Source organism: Dasania sp. GY-MA-18 (assembly GCF_024734385.1).
Taxonomy (GTDB): Bacteria; Pseudomonadota; Gammaproteobacteria; order Pseudomonadales; family Dasaniaceae; genus Dasania; species Dasania phycosphaerae.
The window spans coordinates 1-22,601 of the sequence record NZ_JANHAP010000007.1 but is presented as its reverse complement, the minus strand read 5'-3'; the positions used below and the strand labels follow the sequence as shown (position 1 = coordinate 22,601).

20 protein-coding genes and 1 riboswitch are annotated in these 22,601 nt (G+C 51.2%); of the genes, 15 read left to right on the top strand and 5 right to left on the bottom strand.

Annotated features, from left to right (window positions below; genetic code table 11):
* Window positions 1-51 precede the first annotated feature (51 nt).
* A riboswitch (TPP riboswitch) is annotated at window positions 52-166 on the bottom strand.
* Window positions 167-302: 136 nt separating this feature from the next.
* A complete protein-coding gene (locus NO559_RS09445; protein ID WP_258331576.1) occupies window positions 303-1,505 on the top strand; it encodes an HD-GYP domain-containing protein in 1,203 nt (400 codons plus the stop codon).
* Between the two features lie 186 nt (window positions 1,506-1,691).
* Entirely contained in the window at window positions 1,692-4,028 is a 2,337-nt protein-coding gene (locus NO559_RS09440) for a Tex family protein (RefSeq protein WP_258331575.1), read from the top strand.
* 808 nt (window positions 4,029-4,836) lie between these two features.
* Here the strand turns inward: NO559_RS09440 and NO559_RS09435 are convergent.
* The 4 genes from NO559_RS09435 to NO559_RS09420 are packed head-to-tail and all read right to left on the bottom strand — an operon-like array spanning window position 4,837 to window position 7,690.
* Entirely contained in the window at window positions 4,837-5,415 is a 579-nt protein-coding gene (locus NO559_RS09435; RefSeq protein WP_258331574.1) for a YajG family lipoprotein, read from the bottom strand.
* Window positions 5,416-5,454: 39 nt separating this feature from the next.
* Window positions 5,455-6,477, bottom strand: coding sequence for a DUF2333 family protein (locus NO559_RS09430; RefSeq protein ID WP_258331573.1), 1,023 nt, complete (start codon window positions 6,475-6,477; stop codon window positions 5,455-5,457).
* A 13-nt stretch (window positions 6,478-6,490) separates the two neighbouring features.
* Window positions 6,491-6,943, bottom strand: a complete 453-nt coding sequence (locus NO559_RS09425; protein WP_258331572.1) for a copper chaperone PCu(A)C — start codon at window positions 6,941-6,943, stop codon at window positions 6,491-6,493.
* A gap of 15 nt (window positions 6,944-6,958) precedes the next feature.
* Window positions 6,959-7,690: a hypothetical protein gene (locus NO559_RS09420; protein ID WP_258331571.1), complete on the bottom strand. Its 732-nt coding sequence runs from the start codon at window positions 7,688-7,690 to the stop codon at window positions 6,959-6,961.
* Window positions 7,691-7,795: 105 nt separating this feature from the next.
* On the opposite strand from NO559_RS09420, the gene NO559_RS09415 reads away from it, so the two are divergent.
* The 12 genes from NO559_RS09415 (at window position 7,796) to NO559_RS09360 (ending at window position 21,046) form a co-directional block, all read left to right on the top strand.
* On the top strand, window positions 7,796-9,523 hold the full coding sequence (locus NO559_RS09415; protein WP_258331570.1) for a protein-disulfide reductase DsbD: 1,728 nt from the start codon (window positions 7,796-7,798) through the stop codon (window positions 9,521-9,523).
* A gap of 354 nt (window positions 9,524-9,877) precedes the next feature.
* A complete protein-coding gene (gene aroQ / locus NO559_RS09410; RefSeq protein ID WP_258331569.1) occupies window positions 9,878-10,312 on the top strand; it encodes a type II 3-dehydroquinate dehydratase in 435 nt (144 codons plus the stop codon).
* 53 nt (window positions 10,313-10,365) lie between these two features.
* Window positions 10,366-10,827 (top strand): acetyl-CoA carboxylase biotin carboxyl carrier protein, encoded by a 462-nt coding sequence (accB, locus tag NO559_RS09405; RefSeq protein WP_258331568.1) that lies wholly within the window; start codon window positions 10,366-10,368, stop codon window positions 10,825-10,827.
* A 53-nt stretch (window positions 10,828-10,880) separates the two neighbouring features.
* Window positions 10,881-12,224 (top strand): acetyl-CoA carboxylase biotin carboxylase subunit, encoded by a 1,344-nt coding sequence (gene accC / locus NO559_RS09400; protein ID WP_258331567.1) that lies wholly within the window; start codon window positions 10,881-10,883, stop codon window positions 12,222-12,224.
* 122 nt (window positions 12,225-12,346) lie between these two features.
* On the top strand, window positions 12,347-13,231 hold the full coding sequence (prmA, locus tag NO559_RS09395) for a 50S ribosomal protein L11 methyltransferase (protein ID WP_258331566.1): 885 nt from the start codon (window positions 12,347-12,349) through the stop codon (window positions 13,229-13,231).
* Between the two features lie 175 nt (window positions 13,232-13,406).
* On the top strand, window positions 13,407-14,810 hold the full coding sequence (locus NO559_RS09390; RefSeq protein ID WP_258331565.1) for a DUF3426 domain-containing protein: 1,404 nt from the start codon (window positions 13,407-13,409) through the stop codon (window positions 14,808-14,810).
* A gap of 220 nt (window positions 14,811-15,030) precedes the next feature.
* Window positions 15,031-16,032 (top strand): tRNA dihydrouridine synthase DusB, encoded by a 1,002-nt coding sequence (dusB, locus tag NO559_RS09385; protein ID WP_258331564.1) that lies wholly within the window; start codon window positions 15,031-15,033, stop codon window positions 16,030-16,032.
* The gene (gene fis / locus NO559_RS09380) at window positions 16,029-16,370 is read left to right on the top strand and encodes a DNA-binding transcriptional regulator Fis (protein WP_258331563.1); all 342 of its coding nucleotides are present in this window, start codon (window positions 16,029-16,031) and stop codon (window positions 16,368-16,370) included. The genes dusB and fis overlap by 4 nt, the downstream gene beginning before the upstream one ends.
* A gap of 106 nt (window positions 16,371-16,476) precedes the next feature.
* On the top strand, window positions 16,477-18,054 hold the full coding sequence (gene purH, locus NO559_RS09375; protein ID WP_258331562.1) for a bifunctional phosphoribosylaminoimidazolecarboxamide formyltransferase/IMP cyclohydrolase: 1,578 nt from the start codon (window positions 16,477-16,479) through the stop codon (window positions 18,052-18,054).
* 617 nt (window positions 18,055-18,671) lie between these two features.
* The gene (gene purD, locus NO559_RS09370) at window positions 18,672-19,955 is read left to right on the top strand and encodes a phosphoribosylamine--glycine ligase (protein ID WP_258331561.1); all 1,284 of its coding nucleotides are present in this window, start codon (window positions 18,672-18,674) and stop codon (window positions 19,953-19,955) included.
* Between the two features lie 25 nt (window positions 19,956-19,980).
* Window positions 19,981-20,622 (top strand): 2-polyprenyl-3-methyl-6-methoxy-1,4-benzoquinone monooxygenase, encoded by a 642-nt coding sequence (coq7, locus tag NO559_RS09365; RefSeq protein ID WP_258331560.1) that lies wholly within the window; start codon window positions 19,981-19,983, stop codon window positions 20,620-20,622.
* A gap of 70 nt (window positions 20,623-20,692) precedes the next feature.
* Window positions 20,693-21,046: a hypothetical protein gene (locus NO559_RS09360; RefSeq protein ID WP_258331559.1), complete on the top strand. Its 354-nt coding sequence runs from the start codon at window positions 20,693-20,695 to the stop codon at window positions 21,044-21,046.
* 146 nt (window positions 21,047-21,192) lie between these two features.
* On the opposite strand, the gene NO559_RS09355 is transcribed toward NO559_RS09360, so the two are convergent.
* Window positions 21,193-21,615, bottom strand: coding sequence for an OsmC family protein (locus NO559_RS09355; protein WP_258331558.1), 423 nt, complete (start codon window positions 21,613-21,615; stop codon window positions 21,193-21,195).
* A 189-nt stretch (window positions 21,616-21,804) separates the two neighbouring features.
* On the opposite strand from NO559_RS09355, the gene crp reads away from it, so the two are divergent.
* Window positions 21,805-22,440, top strand: a complete 636-nt coding sequence (gene crp / locus NO559_RS09350) for a cAMP-activated global transcriptional regulator CRP (RefSeq protein WP_258331557.1) — start codon at window positions 21,805-21,807, stop codon at window positions 22,438-22,440.
* The last annotated feature ends 161 nt before the right edge of the window (window positions 22,441-22,601 follow it).

Here is a 22,601-nt window from a genome sequence, read left to right as displayed (position 1 = left end):
ATAAGAGACCCGGAAACGGACGTGCAGAAGGGTACTATGTAATCACTAGGCTGAGCTAGTATTTCCCATCCCTACGCCGGTATTAACCGGATCAGGTTCAAGGGGTTCGTAAACGTCTCAGGCCTAACTCGACTTATGATCAAACAGGCCACCCCCAGGGTGAGTTTTGCGCAACCAGCAGGGTTACTGCTATTGGTACTACGCGCAACGCGGGCTATTATAACCAAACTTTTTTAAAAGCAAAGATTTACCGCACCGTGCCGATACACTATTCATCACCTCATCGCTCTTGGAGACAAAGCTTGTCCGTTAGACCTAGCCAAATACAGCGCTTAAATGTTGCCGACCTCAAAATAGGCATGAGCGTAGTGGAACTAGATCGCCCTTGGCTAGAATCTCCCTTCACTGTGCATGGTTTTAAAATCAAAACCCCGCGCGAACTAAAACAGTTACAAACGCTATGCCGCTATGTTTATGTGATAAACAAAAAGCCCAAGCCGGTAGATCCATCTGGCGAACAGTTTGTACGCCATAAATACCGCAACACCCTCACCTTTGAGCACGCCCTGCCACAGGCCAAAAGCGCACACCGCCAAGCCAAAAGTATTATTAAGGGGTTTTTTAATAATATGCGCGCAGGCCGCAGCTTTGATGCCACCGTCGCCAAAAAAGCCGTGCAGCAATGCGTAGCCGCAGTGATAGCCAACCAAGAGGCCATGATATGGCTGGGGCTATTAAAAGATGTGGACGAATACACTGCCGAGCACAGCCTTAACGTTGCTGTTTATGCCATCACTTTAGGCCGCGCCGAAGGCCTGTCACCCGCCGACCTAGAAACCCTGGGCTTATGTGGGCTGCTGCACGACATAGGCAAGGCCAAGGTGCCGCTGGGCATACTAAATAAAGAAGCAGCACTGACCGATGCCGAATTTATCCTGCTCAAAAAACACACCAGCCACGGCTACGAAATGCTAATGAGCAAACACGACGTACCCGAAATCGCCGCCGAAGTCGCCCATAGCCATCACGAGCGCATCAACGGCCGCGGCTACCCACAGCAACTAAGCGGCGATAAAATCTCTTACTTCAGCCGCATAGTCGCCATAGCCGATGCCTACGACGCCATAACCAGCACACGCATATACAGCCCCGCCAAAACCGCCTTAGAAGGTTTACGTATTTTACTGGGCGCACAAGGCAGCCATTTCGACAGCAAACTGGTAAACAAATTTATCAACACCCTGGGCATATACCCCGCTGGCAGCGTTGCCGAATTAAGCACCGGTGAAGCCGCCCTAGTACTGCCCACCCCACAGGCCAATAACAACAAACCCCGCATACTGATAGTACGCGACCGCAACAAACAACCCTGCGCCAAGCGCCAGCTAGACCTAAGCCAACACCCCAAAGACGAAAACGGCGACATCATCAGCATACGCCACCTGCTATCCAACGGCTCCTTCGGCATAGACTTGGCGCATTATCACGATAAGATTACGGAATAGGCTGACTTTGTCAGCAGCTACAAGTGGCAAGCTTTAAGCGACAAGCCCAAGCTCTTGCAGCTTGCCACTTGTGGCTGCCCTTCCCCTAGCACTTTTTTTTTACCGCAACAAGCTGCCCAGCGCCCTATGATTTCTGCATAATGCGCCTCTATTCTCCATGCCTAATAACAGAGTGTCAGTATCCTCATGAGCAGTATTTTTCAACGTATCTCTGAAGAACTATCCATACAACCCCAGCAAGTCAGCGCCGCCGTAGGCCTATTAGACGAAGGGGCCACGGTGCCCTTTATCTCCCGTTACCGTAAAGAGGTCACCGGCGGGCTGGATGACAGCCAAATGCGTAACTTGGAAGAGCGCCTGCGCTACCTGCGTGAAATGGAAGACCGCCGCGCCGCCATACTGAAAAGCATAGAGGAGCAAGGCAAGCTCACCCCAGAGCTGGCCGCCGATATCAACGCCGCCGACACCAAAAACCGGCTGGAAGATTTATACCTGCCCTATAAAAAGAAGCGCCGCACCAAAGGCCAAATCGCCATAGAAGCAGGCCTGGAGCCTCTGGCCGACGCTCTGCTCAACGACCCCAATCTAGCCCCCGAGGTAGAAGCCGCCAACTATATAGACGCCGACAAAGGCGTGGCCGACATCAAAGCCGCTCTGGACGGTGCCAAATACATATTAATGGAGCGCTTCAGTGAAGATGCCAACCTCATCAGCCAGCTGCGCGGCTATTTATGGGACTTTGGCAAACTCAGCAGCCGCATGAACGAAGGCAAGGAGCAGGAAGGCGAAAAATTCCGCGACTACTTCGAGCACGACGAGCCGCTGCAACAAGTACCCTCGCACCGCGCCTTGGCCATGTTCCGCGGCCGCAATGAAGGCATGTTGAATTTAAGCATTATCGTGGGTGATGCCGACGAGCAGGCCAACGCCAAAACCGCCATACACCCCTGCGAGGTGATGGTAGCCAAGCACTGGAATATAGAAGACCAGGACCGCGCCGCCGATAAATGGCTGCGCGAAGTGGTGCGCTGGACCTGGCGCATCAAGCTATACACCCATTTAGAAACCGACCTAATGGGCCAGCTGCGTGAAAGCGCCGAAGAAGAAGCCATTAAAGTTTTTTCCAACAACCTAAAAGACTTATTACTAGCAGCCCCCGCCGGCCCCAAGGCCACCATAGGCCTGGACCCCGGCCTGCGCACCGGCGTAAAAGTAGCGGTAGTCGACGCCACCGGTAAAGTGGTAGACCACACCGCCATTTACCCCACCCCGCCGCAAAACAAAATCGCCGAGTCAGCCGCGGTGCTGATTAAATTTGCCGAAAAACACAAGGTAGAATTGATCGCCATAGGTAACGGCACCGCCAGCCGCGAAACCGATGCCTTTGTGGGTGAGATTATCAAAGCGCGCCCCGATCTGGGCTTGAAAAAAGTCATCGTCAACGAAGCCGGCGCCTCGATTTATTCGGCCTCGGAATTCGCCGCTAAAGAATTCCCCGACCTAGACGTAACCATACGCGGCGCAATTTCTATCGCCCGCCGCCTGCAAGACCCGCTGGCCGAGCTGGTAAAAATTGAGCCCAAAGCCATAGGCGTAGGCCAATACCAGCACGATGTTTCGCAAACGCAATTAGCGCGCTCATTAGATGTAGTTATAGAAGACTGTGTAAACGCCGTAGGGGTAGACCTCAACACCGCCTCTAGCCCACTGCTTACGCGCGTATCGGGCCTAAGCAGCAGCCAGGCCAATAAAATAGTCGACTACCGCGATGCCCACGGTGCGTTTACTAAACGTGAAGACTTAAAAAACATCAAAGGTTTTGGCGACAAAGCTTTTGAGCAGGCCGCTGGTTTCTTGCGCATTATGAATGGCGACAACCCACTGGATGCCTCGGCGGTACACCCTGAGTCTTACAGCGTGGTAGAAAAAATTGTCAACCAACATAATGTGCCGGTTAAAAATATTATGGGCGACAACCAGTTTTTAAAGACCCTGGACCCCGCTCAATTTACCGATGAAAAATTTGGCCTGCCCACGGTTACCGATATTATCAGCGAGCTAGCCAAGCCCGGCCGCGACCCGCGCCCCGAGTTTAAAACTGCCGAGCTAAAAGAAGGCATAGAAAAAATCTCTGACCTCAAGCCCGATATGATTTTGGAAGGCACCATCACCAATGTCACCAACTTCGGCGCCTTTGTGGATGTAGGTGTACACCAAGACGGCCTAGTGCATATCTCAGCCCTGTCCAATACTTTTGTAAAAGATCCACGCGAGGTGGTAAAAGCGGGCGACATAGTCAAAGTAAAAGTCATGGAAGTTGACGTACAGCGCAAACGCATAGGCATGAGCATGCGCTTGACCGACAAGGCGGGTGAAGACAATCGCGCCGAACGCGGCAGCAAGCCAAACCAAGGCGGCGCTAGCGCTAAAACCCAACGCCAGCAGCAACAAAAGCAAGCCCCCAGCAGCACCATGGCCGACCTGTTTAAAAACGCCAAGGTTAAACAGGGTAAACGCTTATAATCTAAGCGCTAAAAAATCGCAGCGACAAGCTGGGCATCTTAATACCGATAAAGCTCTTACTTAGGTAAGGGCTTTTTTATTGCTTGAGAAATCTACCGCTGTAGGTGTGGCTTACTGGCACCGATGGCTGAGCCAGATGCTCTGGCTACATGATCTGGCCCTCCCTCCCCCTTACCTAAAAAGACGCCCTCATCCGCTACCACGGCCAGCTCACCCCTTTCACATCGTGCTAAATTTTAAAATATTAAAAGCTGGACACCCTACGATCGCAGGCAATGCCCCAAGGTGCTTGCGGAATATAAAAGATGAGCGCTGAGTGAACGGATGAGACCGGCTTTCCCCGCAGGGGCGGGCTCAGTAGCGAGCGAAGGCAGCCCGGAGGGCCGCCATCATGGAGCAAGGACCTTGGGGCATTGCCGTATTTAAAGCACTTAACCCTGACAATAAAGCAATGCGCTTTTTAATTTTCGATTAGGGAAAGGCAAATTCGGGCTGCAATTACAGATTACTACTACGATGACTGAGCCGGGCGCACTCGCTACATGGGCCGGCCCTTCCCCCCTTTACCTAAAAGGACGCCCTCATACGCTACTGAGCCTTAAAACGCTGCGCTGTCTCATCCGCTGCTTCGGCCAGCCCTCTTATATTCCGCGAGCACACCCGCCTCAGCCCTCTCACGTCGTGCCAATATTTAAGATATTAAAAGCTGTGTTCTCTACAGCCGCAGGCAATGACCTTGCGCCATTGCCGGATTTAAAAAATAAATATCAAAAAAACCTAGCGACTAGAGACTTACAACTAGCGACTGCTAACTATTACTCAAAAACGCCTTCACTTTAGGGTCAGCCAAGGCGCGCTGTAAAGTTTGAGACAACACTTTATTAATCAATTTTTCATTAGTCCCAGCTGTAGGTTTAATCACTAACTGCTGGCTGATGGCGCTTTTATAAACACCGCTATGTGTTTTTTCTGCCACGTTAATTTCAACACGCAACACCGCCATCAAATTTACCTTGGCGGTAACAGTATCTTTATCGTTTTCATAATTTAGCGTATCCACAATAACTTTAAATGTGGCTACCGGCGGCTGGTTTGAATCTACCGAAAAACCCTGTTGGCGCAAACCCGCTTTAGTGGCCTTAACCATGGCTTCACTAATATCATTAGCTGGGGTAATTAAACTCGTATCTGGGTAAGCACCGCCACGGCTGCCTATGGCCTTATTGCTACGCTGATCCTCGGCCTGCACCGTCACTATGCGGCCCTGGCCGTAAACATCGTCAGCCACATCTAGCTCGGGCTGTATCATGACTTGCTGCGGGCTATAAGCGCAGGCTGCCATTGCCAATGCTGCAGCCAATACCATTAATTTTTTTACTAAAAACATTGTTATACCTTTTATCTTTTCGTAGTTAAAGCTTGCCGATTAACCCTTGGTTAATAACTCACGCAGCTCGATAATAGAAGCATTGGCGCGGGATATATAAGAAGCCATCACCAGCGAGTGATTAGCTAACACACCAAAGCCACTACCATTTAAAATCATGGGACTATACACGGGCTCTTGTGTGCTCTCCAGCTCGCGTATAATTTGTTGCAAACTCACCCGCGCATTTTTCTTGGCCAACACATCGGCAAAGTCACGCTCTACCGCTTTTAAAAAGTGTATTAATGCCCAGCTGGCACCACGCGCCTCATAAAAAACATCATCAATTTTTAACCACGGGGTTTTCACCTCCATCTCATGTGGGCTGTAGGTGGATTGCTTAGCCTCGGTAGAGCCTGCCAAATCAGTATTTAAACGACGCTTACCTACACTGGCACTTAAACGCTGCGATAAGCTACCCAAACGCGACTCTACGGTTTGCAGCCAATAATTTAAATTATCGGCGCGGGCATAAAATTGTGCCGAAGGCTGATTAGTGCTTTGCAAACTCCGCAAATACTTTTCTAGCTGCTTAATGCCATTACGATATTCCGACTCCGATGCTGGCACCGCCCAACTATTGCTGGAAAAGTTTAAGCTGGGCTCAGCCTTGGCCAAAAAGGTGTTTTCGGTAGACTGCGTTTGCGAACGGCTAAAACTTTCACGCATGGCCTTGGCCAAATCGCGCACTTGAATCAATACCCCGTACTCCCAGTTGGGGATATTATCCAGCCACACCCCGGGGGGCAGTATGTCATTGGAGATAAAACCACCGGGTTTAGATAGCAAGGTGTCGGCGACATAAATTAAACTTTCGGTGGTGGCGGTGCCTACCACGGCATTACTCGCCCCCTGCTCAGGCAAACGCTCTGGTTCTGATGACCAAAAAAAGCCCACTACTATTGCCGCCAGCAGATAGACCGCCAGCAATAGCGGCGCAAAACGTAACAGGCCTTCACCAGTAGCTTCTAGCGCTCGTTCTTTTTGTCTCTGTAAAGACTCTTTAACACCCTGCCAATTCATAATTTACCCTAACTTAATGGTGATGCTGATGCTGTTGTGCTGCCGGCTCATTTAATACACTGCGTACTGCTAGTTTAGCGCTAGTTTGCGAGCCATCGCTAAAACTAAACTGCAATATAACGCTGTCACCCTCAGCCAGTGGCTGATGTAAACCCAATAGCATTAAGTGATGACCACCAGGCTGCAGCACCACTGTCTCTGCGGCAGCTATTTGTAAGCTATCCAGTTTTTCCATATGCACCATGTCGCCATGCTGGCGGCTGGTGTGCAACTCTACGCTCTGCGCTGCTGGCGAGCTAATCGCTGTTAGTGTTAGCGGCTGGGAGCCGGTATTGTTTAAGCTCATAAAAGCCGCAGTGTTAGGCTGGCCGGGTGGCAAGCCGCGCACATAAGCCTGCTCTATCTTTAACTCTGCCTGTACCCAGCCTGCCATCATTAGCAGCAGGCAAGTCACTATTATTCGCACATCACGCTCCTTGCTTTAACTATCGCTGGCCTGCTCAGGCACGGCTGAGCCCGGCATATCGATAAACACGATTTTAGGCACACGCCCCAGTTTAATATTACCCCGCAGCCGGTAACCCGCCACCGAATCGCGCATCTGCTTGTATATCCAGCGCCCTTCTCTATCGGACCTAGCCACTATTAATAACCGCGAAGGCAGGGCTTTGGCGCGCAGCGCCAATTGCCCCAGCTGCTCTATCACGCGCTCATTTTTTTGGGATAAATCAGCCAGCGGTAAAGCAAACTCATTAGCCGCTACTGCCGGTGCCGGGTAACGCTGGCTCAATGCCGCGGCTTGCGCTGGTGACAGCGATACATACTGGCCGCGCTGCAACATTAACTCCGCCTCAGCCCTATGACCTGCATTATAGGCCTGTTGCGCCAACGCCAAATAAGCCTGGCCAATTTGGCGCATGCCGGCATGCGCCTCAGGCTGCCGACCATCTATGCTTAGCGCCTGCTGAAACCACTCGTAGGCATTATCACCCTTTGGCCATAATAGCCGCTGATCGGCAAGAGCTTGCTGCCCCTGTAATAAATAATAGTGTAGCCGCCGCAGCTCAGCTTCGGCCAATGCTGGCTCTGCCTGCTGCGGCGTAAATGTATCGCCTGCCGCCCAAACCGGGCTGGCCGTAAACATCATCAGCTGCACAAGCATAAGTACGACTAGCGCACTGTTTTTGACCAGCCTAGATGAAACTTTGAGCACGATAGCCTGCCTCAGTTGAAATTGCTATACAATAAACCTTCAATGGATAGCGCTTATTGCCTAAAAACATAAGCCCTTATCATAAATCAGCACAGCGGGTGTTTCATGCTTTTTAAACTTTTCTTTGCGCTTAGCTTTAGTACTTTGGGCTTAATCACTCAGAGTTTTAGCCAATTCGATGAAGCCGAAACCTTTTTGCCCGTAGAGCAAGCCTATCAACTCAGCGGTTTTTTTAATCAAGACCACAGCCTGCAACTGCAATGGCAAATCGCCCCGAAGTATTACCTTTATAAACACAGCTTTAAATTCGACTTAACAGACCAGGGCCAAGCCCTAGCCATTAGCGCCGACATAGAGCCGGGACTGGCTAAAACTGATGAATTTTTTGGTGATGTAGAGGTGTACTACCATAGCAGCGCCGTCACCCTCACCGATATACCCAAAACTGGTAACTACCAACTCACCGTCACCAGCCAGGGCTGCGCCGACGCCGGCCTATGCTACCCCCCGCGCAAACAAATCTTTACCATTAATGCCGATCAGCAAAGCATAGACGAAACCCTAATTACGCAACAAAACCCTTTAAGCAACAGCGCGGCGATCCCCCCGTCTGCAGCCAGCAAGGGTAATGAAAGCAGCCATATCTCTTTACTCTACGCCATCCTATTCGCCATGCTGGGCGGCGCCATTTTAAATTTAATGCCCTGCGTTTTTCCGGTACTCAGCTTAAAAATACTCAGCTTTACCAAAGATAAAGAGCACAATCATTCCTTGCACGGCCTCAGCTACAGCGCTGGTGTCATTGTCAGCTTTGTAGCCGTGGCCGCCACCTTAATTAGCCTGCAAGCGGCAGGCGAAGCGGTAGGCTGGGGCTTTCAATTGCAAAGCCCTTGGTTTGTTGCCGCCTTGGCCTACTTATTTTTTGTGATGGGCTTAAGCCTGTCAGGGGCTATAGAGCTAGGTCAAAGCTGGATGGGGGCAGGTAGCCAGCTCGCCGCTAAACAGGGCTATAGCGGCAGCTTTTTTTCCGGCGTATTAGCCACCGTAGTCGCCAGTCCCTGCACCGCGCCTTTTATGGGTACCGCACTGGGCTATGCCATCACTCAGGATGCGCTAACCGCCTTGCTGGTTTTTGCCGCATTAGGCTTAGGCATGGCACTGCCGGTGTTAATCATGGCCCACAGCCCCAAGCTGCTAAACAAGCTCCCCAAGCCCGGCCCTTGGATGGAGCAGCTAAAGCAGTTTTTAGCCTTCCCGCTATACGCCACCACGCTTTGGCTGTGCTGGGTAATAGGCAAACAAACCGGCGTGACCGGTATGCTGCTGGTATTAATCGGCTGCCTGCTTATCGCTTTGGCGCTATGGCTGTGGCAACAACATTGGCTGCGTAAGCTACTCAGCCTAAGCTGTCTGGCCGCTGCAGTATGGCTAATAGGCAGCCCTATGCTTAGCCCCAGCAGCGAACAAACTAACGAACAAGAGTGGCAAGCCTATAGCCCCGAATTACTCAGCCAGCTACGCCAACAACAGCAGCTCATTTTCGTTAACCTTACTGCCGACTGGTGCATTACCTGCCTAGCCAACGAGAAAATCACCTTAAGCACCGAGGAAGTTAAAGCCAGTTTTAAGGCCAATAATGTGAACTACCTCAAGGGCGACTGGACCAATCACGACCCTGCCATCAGCGCCTTACTAAAAGAACATGGCCGTACTGGTATTCCGCTGTACCTGCTATACCCACCCAGCGCTAATAGCCGGGCAATCATCCTGCCGCAGATCTTAAGCAAGTCGCTATTATTGGAACAAATCAGCCTGTACAGCCAGCAAAACTAGGCACACAACAGAAAAACCTAAAGATACCGCAAGTTAGCATCACGTTTATGGATATTAGCCGCAAACTCCTCGAAAAAAGCTTAAGTCCCAGTAACGGCCCGCAAAAGTGGCGGCATTTGCCGCGAACGTGCCCAAAAAAAATAAGGCCAAAAGGCCAAAAATAGTCGATCTTGCAGTTAAAATCTGCAAATTTGTCGCTAAATGCATTGAAGTTAACAAATATTGGACTACATTATTTTTTTAAGGCAGAATCCCCACTGCCTTAAATTTAAGCACCCCTTAATTTTAAGCCCGCCCAGCAAAATAAACGGCTACAGCCCTTTTGCCAGGCACAGAGAAAATACCGAGAGTACTATGGCATCACTATTAGTTTTACATGGCCCCAACCTCAACCTGCTAGGCAGCCGCGAGCCTGAAGTTTATGGCTCCGCCACCCTTGAGGATATTAACCGCGAGCTCACCGACGCAGCCCTAAGCAGTGGCCACCACCTGCTGGCCATGCAGAGCAATGCCGAGTATGAACTAATAGAACGCATACACTCCGCCAAACAGGAAGGGATAAACTTCATCATCTTTAACCCCGGCGCATTCACCCACACCAGCGTAGCCCTGCGTGACGCTTTGCTGGGCGTGCAAATCCCGTTTATTGAAGTTCATATCTCTAACATTTATACCCGCGAGGCCTTTAGGCATCACTCGTATTTTTCAGATATAGCCGAGGGCGTGATTTGCGGCCTGGGCACACAAGGCTATTTACTGGCCTTTCAAGCGGCGCTGAGCAAGCTGTAACGCTCACCGCCCTTGAATCCCCTCACTCACCATACAGCTAATAGAGAATCATCATGGATATACGCAAAGTTAAAAAGCTAATCGAATTACTAGAAGAATCTAATATCGATGAGATTGAAATAAAAGAAGGCGAAGAGTCTGTGCGCATCAGCCGTAATGGCGCCGCATCTGCCCCTATAGCTTATGCGCACGCCCCCATGCAGGCCCCCGCGCCAGCCCCAGTTGCTGCCGCCGCGCCAGTTGCTGAGCCAGCCGCCGCAGAAGCCGCACCAGCCCCCGCTGGCCACTTAGTGAAGTCACCCATGGTAGGCACCTTTTATGCCGCCCCCTCACCTGGCTCACCAAACTTTGTAGAAGTAGGCAAGTCTGTAAAAGTCGGCGATGTTATCTGCATAGTAGAAGCTATGAAAATGATGAACCAAATCGAAGCCGATAAAGCCGGTGTTATTGAAGCCATATTAGTTGAAGACGGTCAGCCCGTTGAGTTTGACCAACCCTTGGTCACCATTGTGTAACCCCAGCTGATGCAACTACTTCAATTAATAGGTACTCCTAATAGGTACACCCCATGTTTGAAAAAATAGTTATCGCCAACCGCGGCGAAATAGCGCTACGTATATTGCGCGCCTGTAAAGAAATGGGCATTAAAACCGTAGCCGTACACTCGCAAGCCGACAAAGACTTAAAGCACGTACGCTTAGCCGACGAGTCTGTGTGCATAGGGCCAGCCCCCTCATCACAAAGCTACCTAAACATACCGGCCATTATCAGCGCCGCCGAAGTGACCGATGCCAGCGCCATACACCCCGGCTACGGTTTCTTAGCTGAAAATGCTGATTTTGCCGAACAAGTTCAAAAAAGTGGCTTCACTTTTATTGGCCCAGACCCCGATGTCATACGCATAATGGGGGATAAAGTTGCCGCCATTGAAGCCATGCAAAAAGCCGGTGTACCCACCGTGCCAGGCTCTAACGGCCCTCTACCCGAGGACGACACCGAGCGCTGTATGGCCATAGCTCGTGACATCGGCTACCCCATTATCATTAAAGCCGCCGCCGGTGGCGGTGGCCGCGGCATGCGAGTAGTGCACACCGAAGCTGCTTTAATGAACTCCATACACGTAACCCGCTCAGAAGCCGGCGCTGCCTTTGGCGATGCCACGGTTTACATGGAGAAGTTTTTACAAAACCCACGCCACGTAGAGATACAAATACTCTCCGACGGCCAAGGCAATGCCATACATTTATATGATCGCGACTGCTCTTTACAGCGCCGCCACCAAAAAGTACTGGAAGAAGCCCCCGCCCCCGACATTAATGAAGAGGCCAGACAAGCCACCTATGCGGCCTGTATCAAAGCCTGTAACGACATTAAATACCGCGGCGCAGGCACCTTCGAGTTCTTATACGAAGACGGCAATTTCTACTTTATAGAAATGAACACCCGTATACAGGTTGAGCACCCCGTATCAGAAATGATTACCGGCATAGACCTAATCAAAGAGCAAATCAAAGTCTGCGCAGGCATCCCCTTAGCGATTAAGCAGGAAGATGTACCGCTACGCGGCCACTCCTTTGAATGCCGCATCAATGCTGAGGATCCAAAAACCTTTATGCCCTGCCCCGGCACCGTCACCATGTATCACCCCCCCGGCGGTTTAGGCGTAAGAGTAGACTCACACTTGTACTCCGGCTATACCGTGCCCCCCACCTATGACTCTATGATCGCCAAGGTGATTACCTGGGGTGAAGATAGGGAGGCCGCTCTTGCTCGCATGCGCAGTGCGCTGGACGAAATGGTGATTGAAGGCATACGCACCAACATTGCCCTGCAACAAGATTTAGTGCGGGACTCGGCCTTTATGAAAGGTGGTGTTAATATCCACTATTTAGAAAAGAAACTGGGACTCTAATCCCCCAGCGCTCTTTTTTAAAAACGCCTCCTTTGAGGCGTTTTTTTATGCTCAGGATGAACGCTAGGCCACGCTCGCTTGGATGCGAAAAAGTGGCGAAATCACCACATTAAGGAACCCACATGTCCTGGTTACAAATTCGCGTACAATGCCAACGCTCACAAGCCGAAGCCATCGAAGATGCCCTACTGGCTGCCGGCGCCGCCTCCGTAACCATGGAAGACGATGCCGACCAACCCATACTCGAACCCGGCGTGGGTGAAACCCCGCTTTGGGACAACATCAAAGTCACCGGCCTGTTTACCGCCGATACCGACACCACCCAAGCCACCTTGGTCGCCACCGCCACCTTAGGAAGCTCACTGCCCGCTTATCGCTGGGAAATCTTAGAAGACAAAGACTGGGAGCGCGCCTGGATGGACAACTACCACCCCATGCGCTTTGGCCAAAATTTGTGGATATGCCCCAGCTGGCAAGAGCCCCCCGAACCCGACGCCACCAACCTGATGCTAGACCCAGGCCTGGCTTTTGGCACCGGCACCCACCCCACCACCGCTCTGTGTTTAGAGTGGCTGGATAGCGCCGAGCTTAAAGACAAAGTGGTCATAGACTATGGCTGCGGCTCAGGCATCTTAGGTATAGCGGCGCTGTTACTGGGCGCCAAGCAAGTCATCGCCGTAGACAACGACCCACAAGCGCTAATCGCCACCTTGGACAACGCCCAAAACAACAATATCAAACCCAAGCGAATAAGCACTTACTTACCCGAAGATACCCCCGGTATCAAAGCGGATATTGTATTGGCCAATATTTTAGCCGGCCCCCTCACCGAGCTCGCCGAAACCCTGAGCCAACACTGCTTGGCCGGTGGCGATATCGTCCTGTCCGGCCTTTTAGATATACAGGCCGAAGACCTCAGCCAACACTACCAACAGTGGTTCAACATGCAGCCCTCTGTTAACCAGCAAGGCTGGATGCGACTCAGCGGCAAACGCAAAACCAGCTAAGCTTGGATTCACTTCACAAACACAGTATAAGTCCTCGTTTTTTCTGAAAAAACAGATACACTTATTGGCACTAATTGATCATAATTTGGCGGCTGCTCTAGGCCGCCGCTAACTCATAGGCCTTGGCACTTATTAATAATGCTAATCAGTAATACGCCATTACAAGGAATAGAGTATGTCCAGTAGGGTTACACAATGCCCTAAATGTCAGACCTCTTTTAGAGTCACTGACGCTCAGCTAGACATCGCCAACGGCGCCGTGCGCTGTGGCTCCTGCCTACATATTTTTAATGCCCCCGATCACTGGCTGGGGGAAAACAAACCCGCCGCCAGTAGTGAGGCCATCCCCGCCACCTCTATAGACGACAGTTTTGACGACTTAGACGATGACGACTTTCTTATCGGCGACGATATAGATACCGAACAACTCTTTGCCGACGACGAAGAAACCGAAAGCCCCTCGGCAGCCAGCGAGCAAGACGATAGCGACGAGCTCATCTTTGTGGACGATGACGAGCCCGAAAGCTTGATCGAAACAGCCGATGACGACGAGCTCATCTTTGATAACACCAGCCAGCAGCCCCTGCTAGAGCCTGACGACGAAACCTTGTTCGCCGAGCAAGACTTTGAGCTAGACAGCCACTTAAGCGACAGCTTTTTAGATATGGACAGCTGGGAGTCCAGCCCCAGCGCCGTCTTTAAAGATCTAGACGAGAACGGCGACGAAGACGACAGCAGTGAAGACGACTGGGCCGAAAAACTATTAGAAGAAGACGAGGACGAACCCGCCCCCAAGCCCAAACCCGCCTTCGACCTGCACCCTGAGATGCTAGAAGAAAGCATAGCCTCGGTTAGCAAGCCCGGCCCAGAGCTAGACCCCGACTTGGTCGCACTGCTCAATGAAGCCCCCGAAAACAACTATGACCTGCACTCGCAATCGCTCACCGGCGAACACGACTCCGTAGACGAAGCTGACTTGGCACCGCAGCCCTCAAGCTTTGCTGCCGGCGACCGCATAGGCCACGCCCCTGCGCAAGGCAAACCGCTGCTTTCTAATATAGAACCCGAACCCGTAGAAATAGCCAGCAGCACTATCAGCCAAAACAGCTATCGCTGGCTGTGGCGCGCAGCCATACTCGTCGCCGCCCTAGGCCTGCCTGCACAATATATACAATACAACTTCGACAGCCTGGCACGCCATCAGCAGTACCGGCCATTATTCCAAACACTGTGCCAAGTTAGCGGCTGCCAGCTACCCGCCCTGCATGACATAGGCCTGATTCGCTCCAGCAACTTAATGGTGCGCAGCCATCCCAAGGCCCAAAATGCCTTAGTGGTAGATGCGATGATGACCAATTTGGCCAGTTTTCAGCAGCCCTTCCCGCTACTGGAATTACAGTTTACCGACATAGACGGCCAGATTATTGCCGGCCGCCGCTTTAGCCCCAGCGACTATCTCGCTGGCGAGCTTACCGGCCGCAGCATGATGCCCGCCAAGCAACCCATACACATCTCTTTAGACATAATCGACCCCGGTTCGGCCGCAGTTAACTACCAATTGCGCTTTTTACCGCAATAAACCCCCTCGCCCAATACCATACTATTGGGCAAATTACCGCAAAAAAATTGTATAAAAGTTGCACGATAAAGCTTTAACCCCGCGCGGCTTAGCATTATCATAGCGCCCTCTTTTTGGGAGGCCCTAAACAGCCTCGCAAATGATTAGCGCGACGCGACTCTGGCAGCCAAACAACGCCACGAAACAGCACGCCACACTTGCTCGGAATAACCCTAAACCCATGTTGCAAATCGGCCACTATCAATTGGACAGCCGCGTTGTTCTAGCCCCTATGGCTGGCGTAACCGACCGCCCTTTTCGCCAAATGTGCAAAAGCTATGGCGTGGGTTTGGCCGTATCCGAAATGGTGACCAGTGATAGCTCGCTATGGCATAGCCGCAAATCGCAATACCGTCTCAATCACGAAGGTGAGCAAGGCTTACGCTCGGTACAAATTGCCGGTGGTGATGCCGAGATGATGGCGCAAGCCGCCAAACTCAATGCCGCCATGGGCGCCCAAATTATTGATATCAATATGGGCTGCCCGGCAAAAAAAGTCTGCAAAAAAGCCGCAGGCTCAGCATTGATGAAAGACGAGGTACTGGTTAGCGATATTTTGCAGGCCGTGGTCGCCGCCGTAGACATACCGGTGACCTTAAAAATACGCACCGGCTGGTCGCCGGAGCAACGCAACGGCGTCAGCATAGCCCGCATAGCCGAAGACCACGGCATCGCCGCTCTTACCGTACACGGCCGCACCCGCGCCTGCGCGTTTAAGGGCGAAGCCGAGTACGACACTATTGCGGCTATTAAAGCAGCGGTAAATATACCGATTATTGCTAATGGCGATATAGACTCGCCCGCCAAAGCCAAGCAAGTGATAGAACACACTGGCGCAGATGCCGTTATGGTAGGCCGCGCCGCTCAAGGAAGGCCGTGGATCTGTCATCAGATAGATCAATTTTTGTGCAACAATGTTATAGTAGCCGCTCCCGACCAGCACCAAGTGCGTCACACGCTACTACAACACCTGGACGCGCTATACGCCTTTTACGGCGAATTTATGGGAGTTAAAATAGCCCGCAAACATGTGGGCTGGTACTTAAAAGAACACACCAATAACGGTAACTTCAGAAAGCTCTTCAACCAGTTAGACAGCGCCCATGACCAGCGCCAGGCTATTACTGAGTTGTTTGCCAGCGATTTGATGTTGCCGTTGAATACAAAGGAAAAAGCAGCATGAACCCAAGTGACTCAACTTTCGGCAATATTACAGCAGCAGCACCGGCAGCCGAGGCAGTCTCAAGCACCGACCAACAAAAGCAACATTTGACCCATGCACCCGTTGCCCAGGCTCAAACCTTACGCGACAGCGTGGCCATTGCTTTAAACAATTATTTTTCACACCTGGATGGCCAAGACGTTACCGACGTTTACGAAATGGTACTGTCAGAGGTAGAGGCACCACTATTAGAAGAAGTGATGAAGTACACCCGCAACAACCAAACCAAAACATCACAGCTGTTAGGTTTAAACCGCGGTACTTTACGCAAAAAGTTAAAGCAGTACGGCTTACTATAAGCCCTGCGTATTAAGGCCAGAGCTAATCGGTCATATGCTCTGGCCTTTTTTATTAGCGCCCCTCTCACGCCCTAACCTTTAACCTCTAAGAGTTTTGACTAGCGATATGAGCAACGAGCAAACATTTCTTCCCATTAAACGCGCCCTAATCAGCGTCTCCGATAAATCCGGCATCGTTGAATTTGCCCAAGCCTTAAACCAACAAGGCGTAGAGATTTTATCTACCGGCGGCACATACAAATTATTGTGCGACAACAACATTCCGGCAATAGAGGTTTCTGATTACACCGGCTTCCCCGAAATGATGGATGGCCGCGTAAAAACGCTGCATCCCAAAGTACACGGCGGCATCTTAGGTCGCAGAGGCCAAGACGACAGCGTGATGGCCGAGCACGGCATTAACGCCATAGACATGGTCGTGGTTAACCTCTACCCCTTTGAACAAACCGTTGCCAAGCCCGATTGCTCATTAGAAGACGCCATAGAAAACATAGACATAGGCGGCCCCACCATGGTGCGTGCGGCAGCTAAAAATAATGCTTTTGTAAACATCGTAGTTAACGCCAGCGACTACAGCAGCATTATTGAAGAAATGACAGCCAACAATGGCTGCACTTCACAGGCCACTCGCTTCGACCTAGCAATTAAAGCCTATGAACACACCGCCGCCTACGATGGCGCTATCGCCAATTACTTTGGCCGCATGGTTCCCGGTGGCAGCGCAGACTTCCCACGCACTTACAACAGTCAGTTCAATAAAGTGCAGGACCTGCGCTACGGTGAAAACTCACACCAAAAATCTGCATTTTATGTAGAAAAAAATCCACAAGCTGGCTCTATTGCCACCGCCACCCAATTGCAAGGCAAAGAGCTTTCGTACAACAACATCGCTGATACCGATGCCGCGCTTGAATGCGTCAAGCAATTCGACGAGCCCGCCTGCGTTATTGTTAAGCACGCCAACCCCTGTGGTGTAGCCGTAGCCGACAACATCTTAGCAGCCTACGACCTGGCCTTTGCCACCGACACCGAATCAGCCTTTGGCGGCATTATCGCTTTTAACCGCGAGCTGGATGCCGAAACCGCTACCGCGATTTGCGAGCGTCAGTTTGTAGAAGTCATTATCGCTCCTTCTATTAGCGACGCCGCTAAAGCCGCCGTTGCCGAAAAGAAAAACGTACGCCTATTAGAGTGCGGCGCCTGGGGCGAAGCTGTTGCCGACCTGGACTACAAACGCGTCAACGGCGGCCTGTTAGTACAAGACCGCGACCTAGGCAGCATCACCGCCGCCGACTTAAAAATCGTCAGCAAGCGCCAGCCTACTGAGCAAGAAATCCGCGACCTATTATTCGCCTGGAAAGTAGCCAAGTTTGTTAAATCCAACGCCATCATCTACGGCAGTGGCGGCCGCACCATAGGCGTAGGCGCCGGCCAAATGAGCCGCATCAACTCAGCCCGCATCGCCGGCATCAAAGCCGAACATGCCGGCCTAACCGTTAAAGGTTCAGTCATGGCCAGCGACGCCTTCTTCCCCTTCCGCGACGGCATAGATAGCGCCGCAGAAGCAGGAATAGCAGCGGTTATACAGCCCGGTGGTTCTATGCGCGACGATGAAGTAATAGCGGCGGCCGACGAAGCCGGCATGGCCATGGTATTCACCGGTATGCGCCATTTCCGCCATTAAATAACTCGAGGGGATCTTTTCCGTCGATGCTGCGTTGGAACCGTTTCTGCGCTGCTCACTTATAGTTATAAGCTGCGCTGCTCAAAACGATTCCGCCTTGCCTCAACGAAAAATCTCTCCCTCTCCACATCGGAGAGGTTTTATTGTTACTAAAACAAACTTTGGCGCATAGTAGATACATCTACGAAGCGCCATACTCCCCTTGGGAGTCGCCGAGCAACGCAATAAAGTAGCGGCGCGAAGCAGCGAGGACTGTTTGAGCAAAATAAAAATTAAGTATTTTTATTTTGTGAGTTCCGCAGCGGCCGCTAGTTTATGAGTAGCGCAGGGTATCGGCGTAGCCGACGACGGACTAGGGGTGCCCTTTCTTTTGGTTCTGTTTTCTTTGGGCAAACAAAGAAAATGAACTCGCCCAAAAGGGCGAAACCTTTACTAAAGTATTTGCACATTAATAGTAAAGAACATAAAAAATTAAGCATGTTTTCCCGCCGTTGTGAGAATGGCAACAAGACATGGATACCGGCTTACACCGGTATAACAAGCACATACCAGCTACCATAACACTGGACTCCCGCCCCGCGGGAATGACAAAAGACATACAACAGTAGAGACAAAACATGAACGTTCTAATAATTGGTTCCGGCGGCCGCGAGCACGCCCTAGCGTGGAAAGCCGCCCAATCTCCCGATGTAGAAACCGTTTTTGTTGCCCCAGGCAACGCCGGCACCGCCACTGAAAACAAATGCGCCAACGTCGCCATAGACGTTATGGACTTTGCAGGCTTAGCCACTTTTGCCGAACAAAACAATGTAGGCCTGACCATAGTCGGCCCCGAAGCGCCGCTAGTTGAAGGCGTGGTTAATTTTTTCCAAGAGCGTAACTTACGCTGCTTTGGCCCCTCTAAAGGTGCCGCGCAATTAGAAGGCTCCAAAGCGTTCACCAAAGATTTTTTAGCCCGCCACAATATCCCTACTGGCTACTACCAAACCTTTACCGATACCGACCAAGCCCTAGCCTATATTAAAGCCAATGGCGCACCTATCGTTATCAAAGCCGACGGCCTGGCCGCAGGCAAAGGCGTTATTGTCGCCATGAGCGAAGCCGAAGCTGAAGAAGCAGTACGCGATATGCTAGCGGGCAACGCCTTTGGTGAAGCTGGCCACCGCGTGGTGATAGAAGAATTTTTGGATGGTGAAGAAGCCAGCTTTATCGTCATGGTAGACGGCAAAAACGTACTAGCCATGGCCACCAGCCAAGATCACAAGCGCGTAGGCAATGGCGACACCGGCCCCAACACCGGCGGCATGGGAGCATACTCACCAGCACCGGTAGTTAGCCCCGACATTCACGATCGCATTATGAAAGAAGTGATAGAGCCCACCGTGGCTGGCATGGCTGCCGAAGGTAATGACTACACTGGATTTTTATACGCAGGCTTAATGATTAACAGCGATGGCGCACCTAAGGTCATTGAATACAACTGCCGTTTTGGTGACCCCGAAACCCAGCCAATTATGCTGCGCTTAAACAGCGATTTAGTTGCCTTGTGCAACGCCGCTTTAGATAAAAAACTAGACAGCACTAGCGCCGAGTGGGACAGCCGTGCCTCTGTAGGTGTAGTACTGGCCGCCGGTGGCTACCCCGCCGATTACCAAAAAGGCCAAGCCATTAGCGGCATACCCGCAGGCAATGACAGCGAAAAAGTTTTTCACGCGGGCACCAAATTGGAAAACGGCCAAGTCGTTACCAGTGGCGGCCGCGTACTGTGCGCAACCGCTTTGGGCAACACGGTTACCGAAGCACAGGCAGCCGCTTATGCTCAGGTAAAACAGATACAATGGGATGGCGTGTTTTATCGCGATGATATAGCCTACCGAGCTATAGCCCGCGAAAACAGCTAAGCACAGCGACCAATAAGGAAAGCTAATGCAGCGTCTTTTATCCCCCCTAGATAAACTGATTGTTAACGCCGATCAGGCGCTGCGCACCTTAATCCCTAGCGCCGCTACTGCTGCGCGCAAAAATCCCGCCGACGCTTGTGAGCCCGCCACGTTTGACGACAGTACTCGCAAACACATCGCAGGCCTCATGCGCATTAACCACACCGGCGAAGTCTGCGCTCAGGCCTTATATCAAGGCCAGGCACTTACCGCCAAGCTGGACGATGTGCGCAAGGAAATGGAACACGCCGCCGAAGAAGAGATAGACCACTTAGTGTGGTGTGAGCAGCGTTTGCAACAACTGGGCAGCCATACCAGTTTTTTAAACCCTGCCTTTTACGCCATGTCGTTTAGCTTAGGCGCCTTAGCCGGTTTGGCCGGCGATAAATGGAGCCTGGGCTTTGTCGCCGCCACCGAAGAGCGCGTGTGCCAGCACCTAAACGATCACCTGCAACAATTACCCGAACAGGATACTGCCAGCCGAGCCATTTTAGAAACCATGCTAGTCGATGAACAGGCTCATGGCACTAGAGCCTTAGAAGCTGGCGGGGTAGACTTTAGCGACAGTCTAAAAAACTTTATGTCGGCTACCTCCAACTTAATGACTAAAACGACTTATTATATTTAAACGGGCCTACCCGCTTAAATAGCGGCAAGCTGTAAGTGCTAAGCGACAAGAACAAAGAATAGATAAGACTATGGAAATATATTGTTTAATTGATAGCCATGATTTTGCTGAGGAAATTGCGCCCCAGCTAGCGGCAATAGAAAACGCCATAAATGCCTGGCTAAGCGAAAGCCGCAGCAGTGCGACCGTCTATAAAAACCTGGATAGTGAGCAGCCTTTTATAGGCCTGCGCATAGACACCAACCGCAAACTCACTTTAAAAAAGCCCATAGATTTGCTCTACAGCCTAAGCCAAGAATATAAATTTGAATGCGTGGTAGGGCTGATAGTAAACAATGAGCACGAAGATGTTTGTTACTTCGGCGCCGAAGAAGGGGCGCCGGATATTAACGAAATTGCCAGTTACTTAGGCTTAGAAAAGTAATCAGTCTCTAGTCTCTAGTCTCTAGTCTCTAGTCTCTAGTCTCTAGTCTCTAGTCTCTAGTCTCTAGTCTCTAGTCTCTAGTCTCTAGTCTCTAGTCTCTAGTCTCTAGTCTCTAAAATCTTTTCCTAGCGACTAGCGACTGTCAACTAGAGGCTATCTTTAATCTCATAACCATGAGTCACGTCTACTCCAGCCGCTTCCATCATAATAGAGGCCGAACAGTATTTTTCTGCCGATAGTGATACCGCACGTTTTACATGGGATTCTTTTAAGTTGCGGCCTGTTACCACAAAGTTCATATGGATTTTGGTGAACACCGCCGGTACCGCGTCGGCCCGCTCGGCCTCTAACTCGGCCACACAGCTCTCCACATCTTGGCGCGATTTCTTAAGCATAGTGAGCACATCAAAAGAAGCGCAGCCCCCCATACCCATAAGCAGCATTTCCATAGGCCTAGGGCCTTTGTTTTGACCGCCTAAATCCGGCGGGCCATCCATAGTGACCCTGTGGCCAGTCTCAGACTCGGCGATAAAGCTAACACCCTCATCCCAACTCACTGTTGCTTTCATAATATTTGCACAACCTAATTGATCAAAATCGAAAAAATGCGAGTTTAACACAGCAGATAAAGGCATTCTTATAAAAAAATAGCCTATGGCCTACTACATTTTGCCCTAGACTGTAGCGATTATCGCCATTTACGGCCATACTTAGCGTCACAATAATGTCACTACAGCAAGATACAGAGAAGGTGCCCCGTGGTCAGCGTTGCTTTAACACCCCATATAAAAAATGTTGATGTATTCCTCAACCACTGCCATAGACGCCGCTATCCCGCCAAGAGCACGATGATTTATGCCGGCGATTCCAGCGACTCGCTCTACTATATTATTGATGGCTCCGTCACCGTGTTAATAGAAGACGATGAAGGCAAAGAGATGATAGTGGCCTACCTCAACAAGGGCGACTTCTTTGGCGAGATGGGACTGTTCGACAATGAAGAGTCACGCAGCGCCTGGGTAAGAGCAAAAACCGAATGCGAAGTAGGTGAAATCAGCTACGCCAAGTTTCACGAACTCAGCGAGCAAAACCCCGAATTCCTAATGGCCATAGGCACGCAAATGGCCAAGCGCCTGCGCGAGACCACCCGCAAAGTTGGCGACCTAGCCTTTTTAGATGTCACCGGCCGAGTAGCCCGCACCCTGTTAGACCTATGCAAACAACCCGACGCCATGACCCACCCCGACGGCATGCAAATCAAAATCACCCGCCAAGAGATAGGCCGCATAGTGGGCTGCTCAAGGGAAATGGTAGGCCGCGTATTAAAAACGCTGGAAGAACAAGGCTTGGTAGACGTAAAAGGCAAGACTATGGTGGTGTTTGGGACGCGTTAAAGGCCGAACTGCAAGCTGCAAGCTGCAAGCTGCATGGTGTGACCCCAAAAGAACGGACACTTTTCAAATGAAGTAATTGAGAGGTGTTTATGCAATACAAACCCAATAAACGATACACGGAGGCTTTTCGGCTTGAAGCCGTCCGGCGCTCTATTGAAACC

Bases quoted from the DNA above. Each gene is read 5' to 3' on its own strand.
- NO559_RS09440 (WP_258331575.1), top strand. From the start codon at position 1,692: ATGAGCAGTATTTTTCAACGTATCTCTGAAGAACTATCCATACAACCC.
- NO559_RS09435 (WP_258331574.1), bottom strand. From the start codon at position 5,415: ATGTTTTTAGTAAAAAAATTAATGGTATTGGCTGCAGCATTGGCAATG.
- NO559_RS09430 (WP_258331573.1), bottom strand. From the start codon at position 6,477: ATGAATTGGCAGGGTGTTAAAGAGTCTTTACAGAGACAAAAAGAACGA.
- NO559_RS09415 (WP_258331570.1), top strand. From the start codon at position 7,796: ATGCTTTTTAAACTTTTCTTTGCGCTTAGCTTTAGTACTTTGGGCTTA.
- aroQ (WP_258331569.1), top strand. From the start codon at position 9,878: ATGGCATCACTATTAGTTTTACATGGCCCCAACCTCAACCTGCTAGGC.
- accB (WP_258331568.1), top strand. From the start codon at position 10,366: ATGGATATACGCAAAGTTAAAAAGCTAATCGAATTACTAGAAGAATCT.
- accC (WP_258331567.1), top strand. From the start codon at position 10,881: ATGTTTGAAAAAATAGTTATCGCCAACCGCGGCGAAATAGCGCTACGT.
- prmA (WP_258331566.1), top strand. From the start codon at position 12,347: ATGTCCTGGTTACAAATTCGCGTACAATGCCAACGCTCACAAGCCGAA.
- NO559_RS09390 (WP_258331565.1), top strand. From the start codon at position 13,407: ATGTCCAGTAGGGTTACACAATGCCCTAAATGTCAGACCTCTTTTAGA.
- dusB (WP_258331564.1), top strand. From the start codon at position 15,031: ATGTTGCAAATCGGCCACTATCAATTGGACAGCCGCGTTGTTCTAGCC.
- fis (WP_258331563.1), top strand. From the start codon at position 16,029: ATGAACCCAAGTGACTCAACTTTCGGCAATATTACAGCAGCAGCACCG.
- purH (WP_258331562.1), top strand. From the start codon at position 16,477: ATGAGCAACGAGCAAACATTTCTTCCCATTAAACGCGCCCTAATCAGC.
- purD (WP_258331561.1), top strand. From the start codon at position 18,672: ATGAACGTTCTAATAATTGGTTCCGGCGGCCGCGAGCACGCCCTAGCG.
- coq7 (WP_258331560.1), top strand. From the start codon at position 19,981: ATGCAGCGTCTTTTATCCCCCCTAGATAAACTGATTGTTAACGCCGAT.
- NO559_RS09360 (WP_258331559.1), top strand. From the start codon at position 20,693: ATGGAAATATATTGTTTAATTGATAGCCATGATTTTGCTGAGGAAATT.
- NO559_RS09355 (WP_258331558.1), bottom strand. From the start codon at position 21,615: ATGAAAGCAACAGTGAGTTGGGATGAGGGTGTTAGCTTTATCGCCGAG.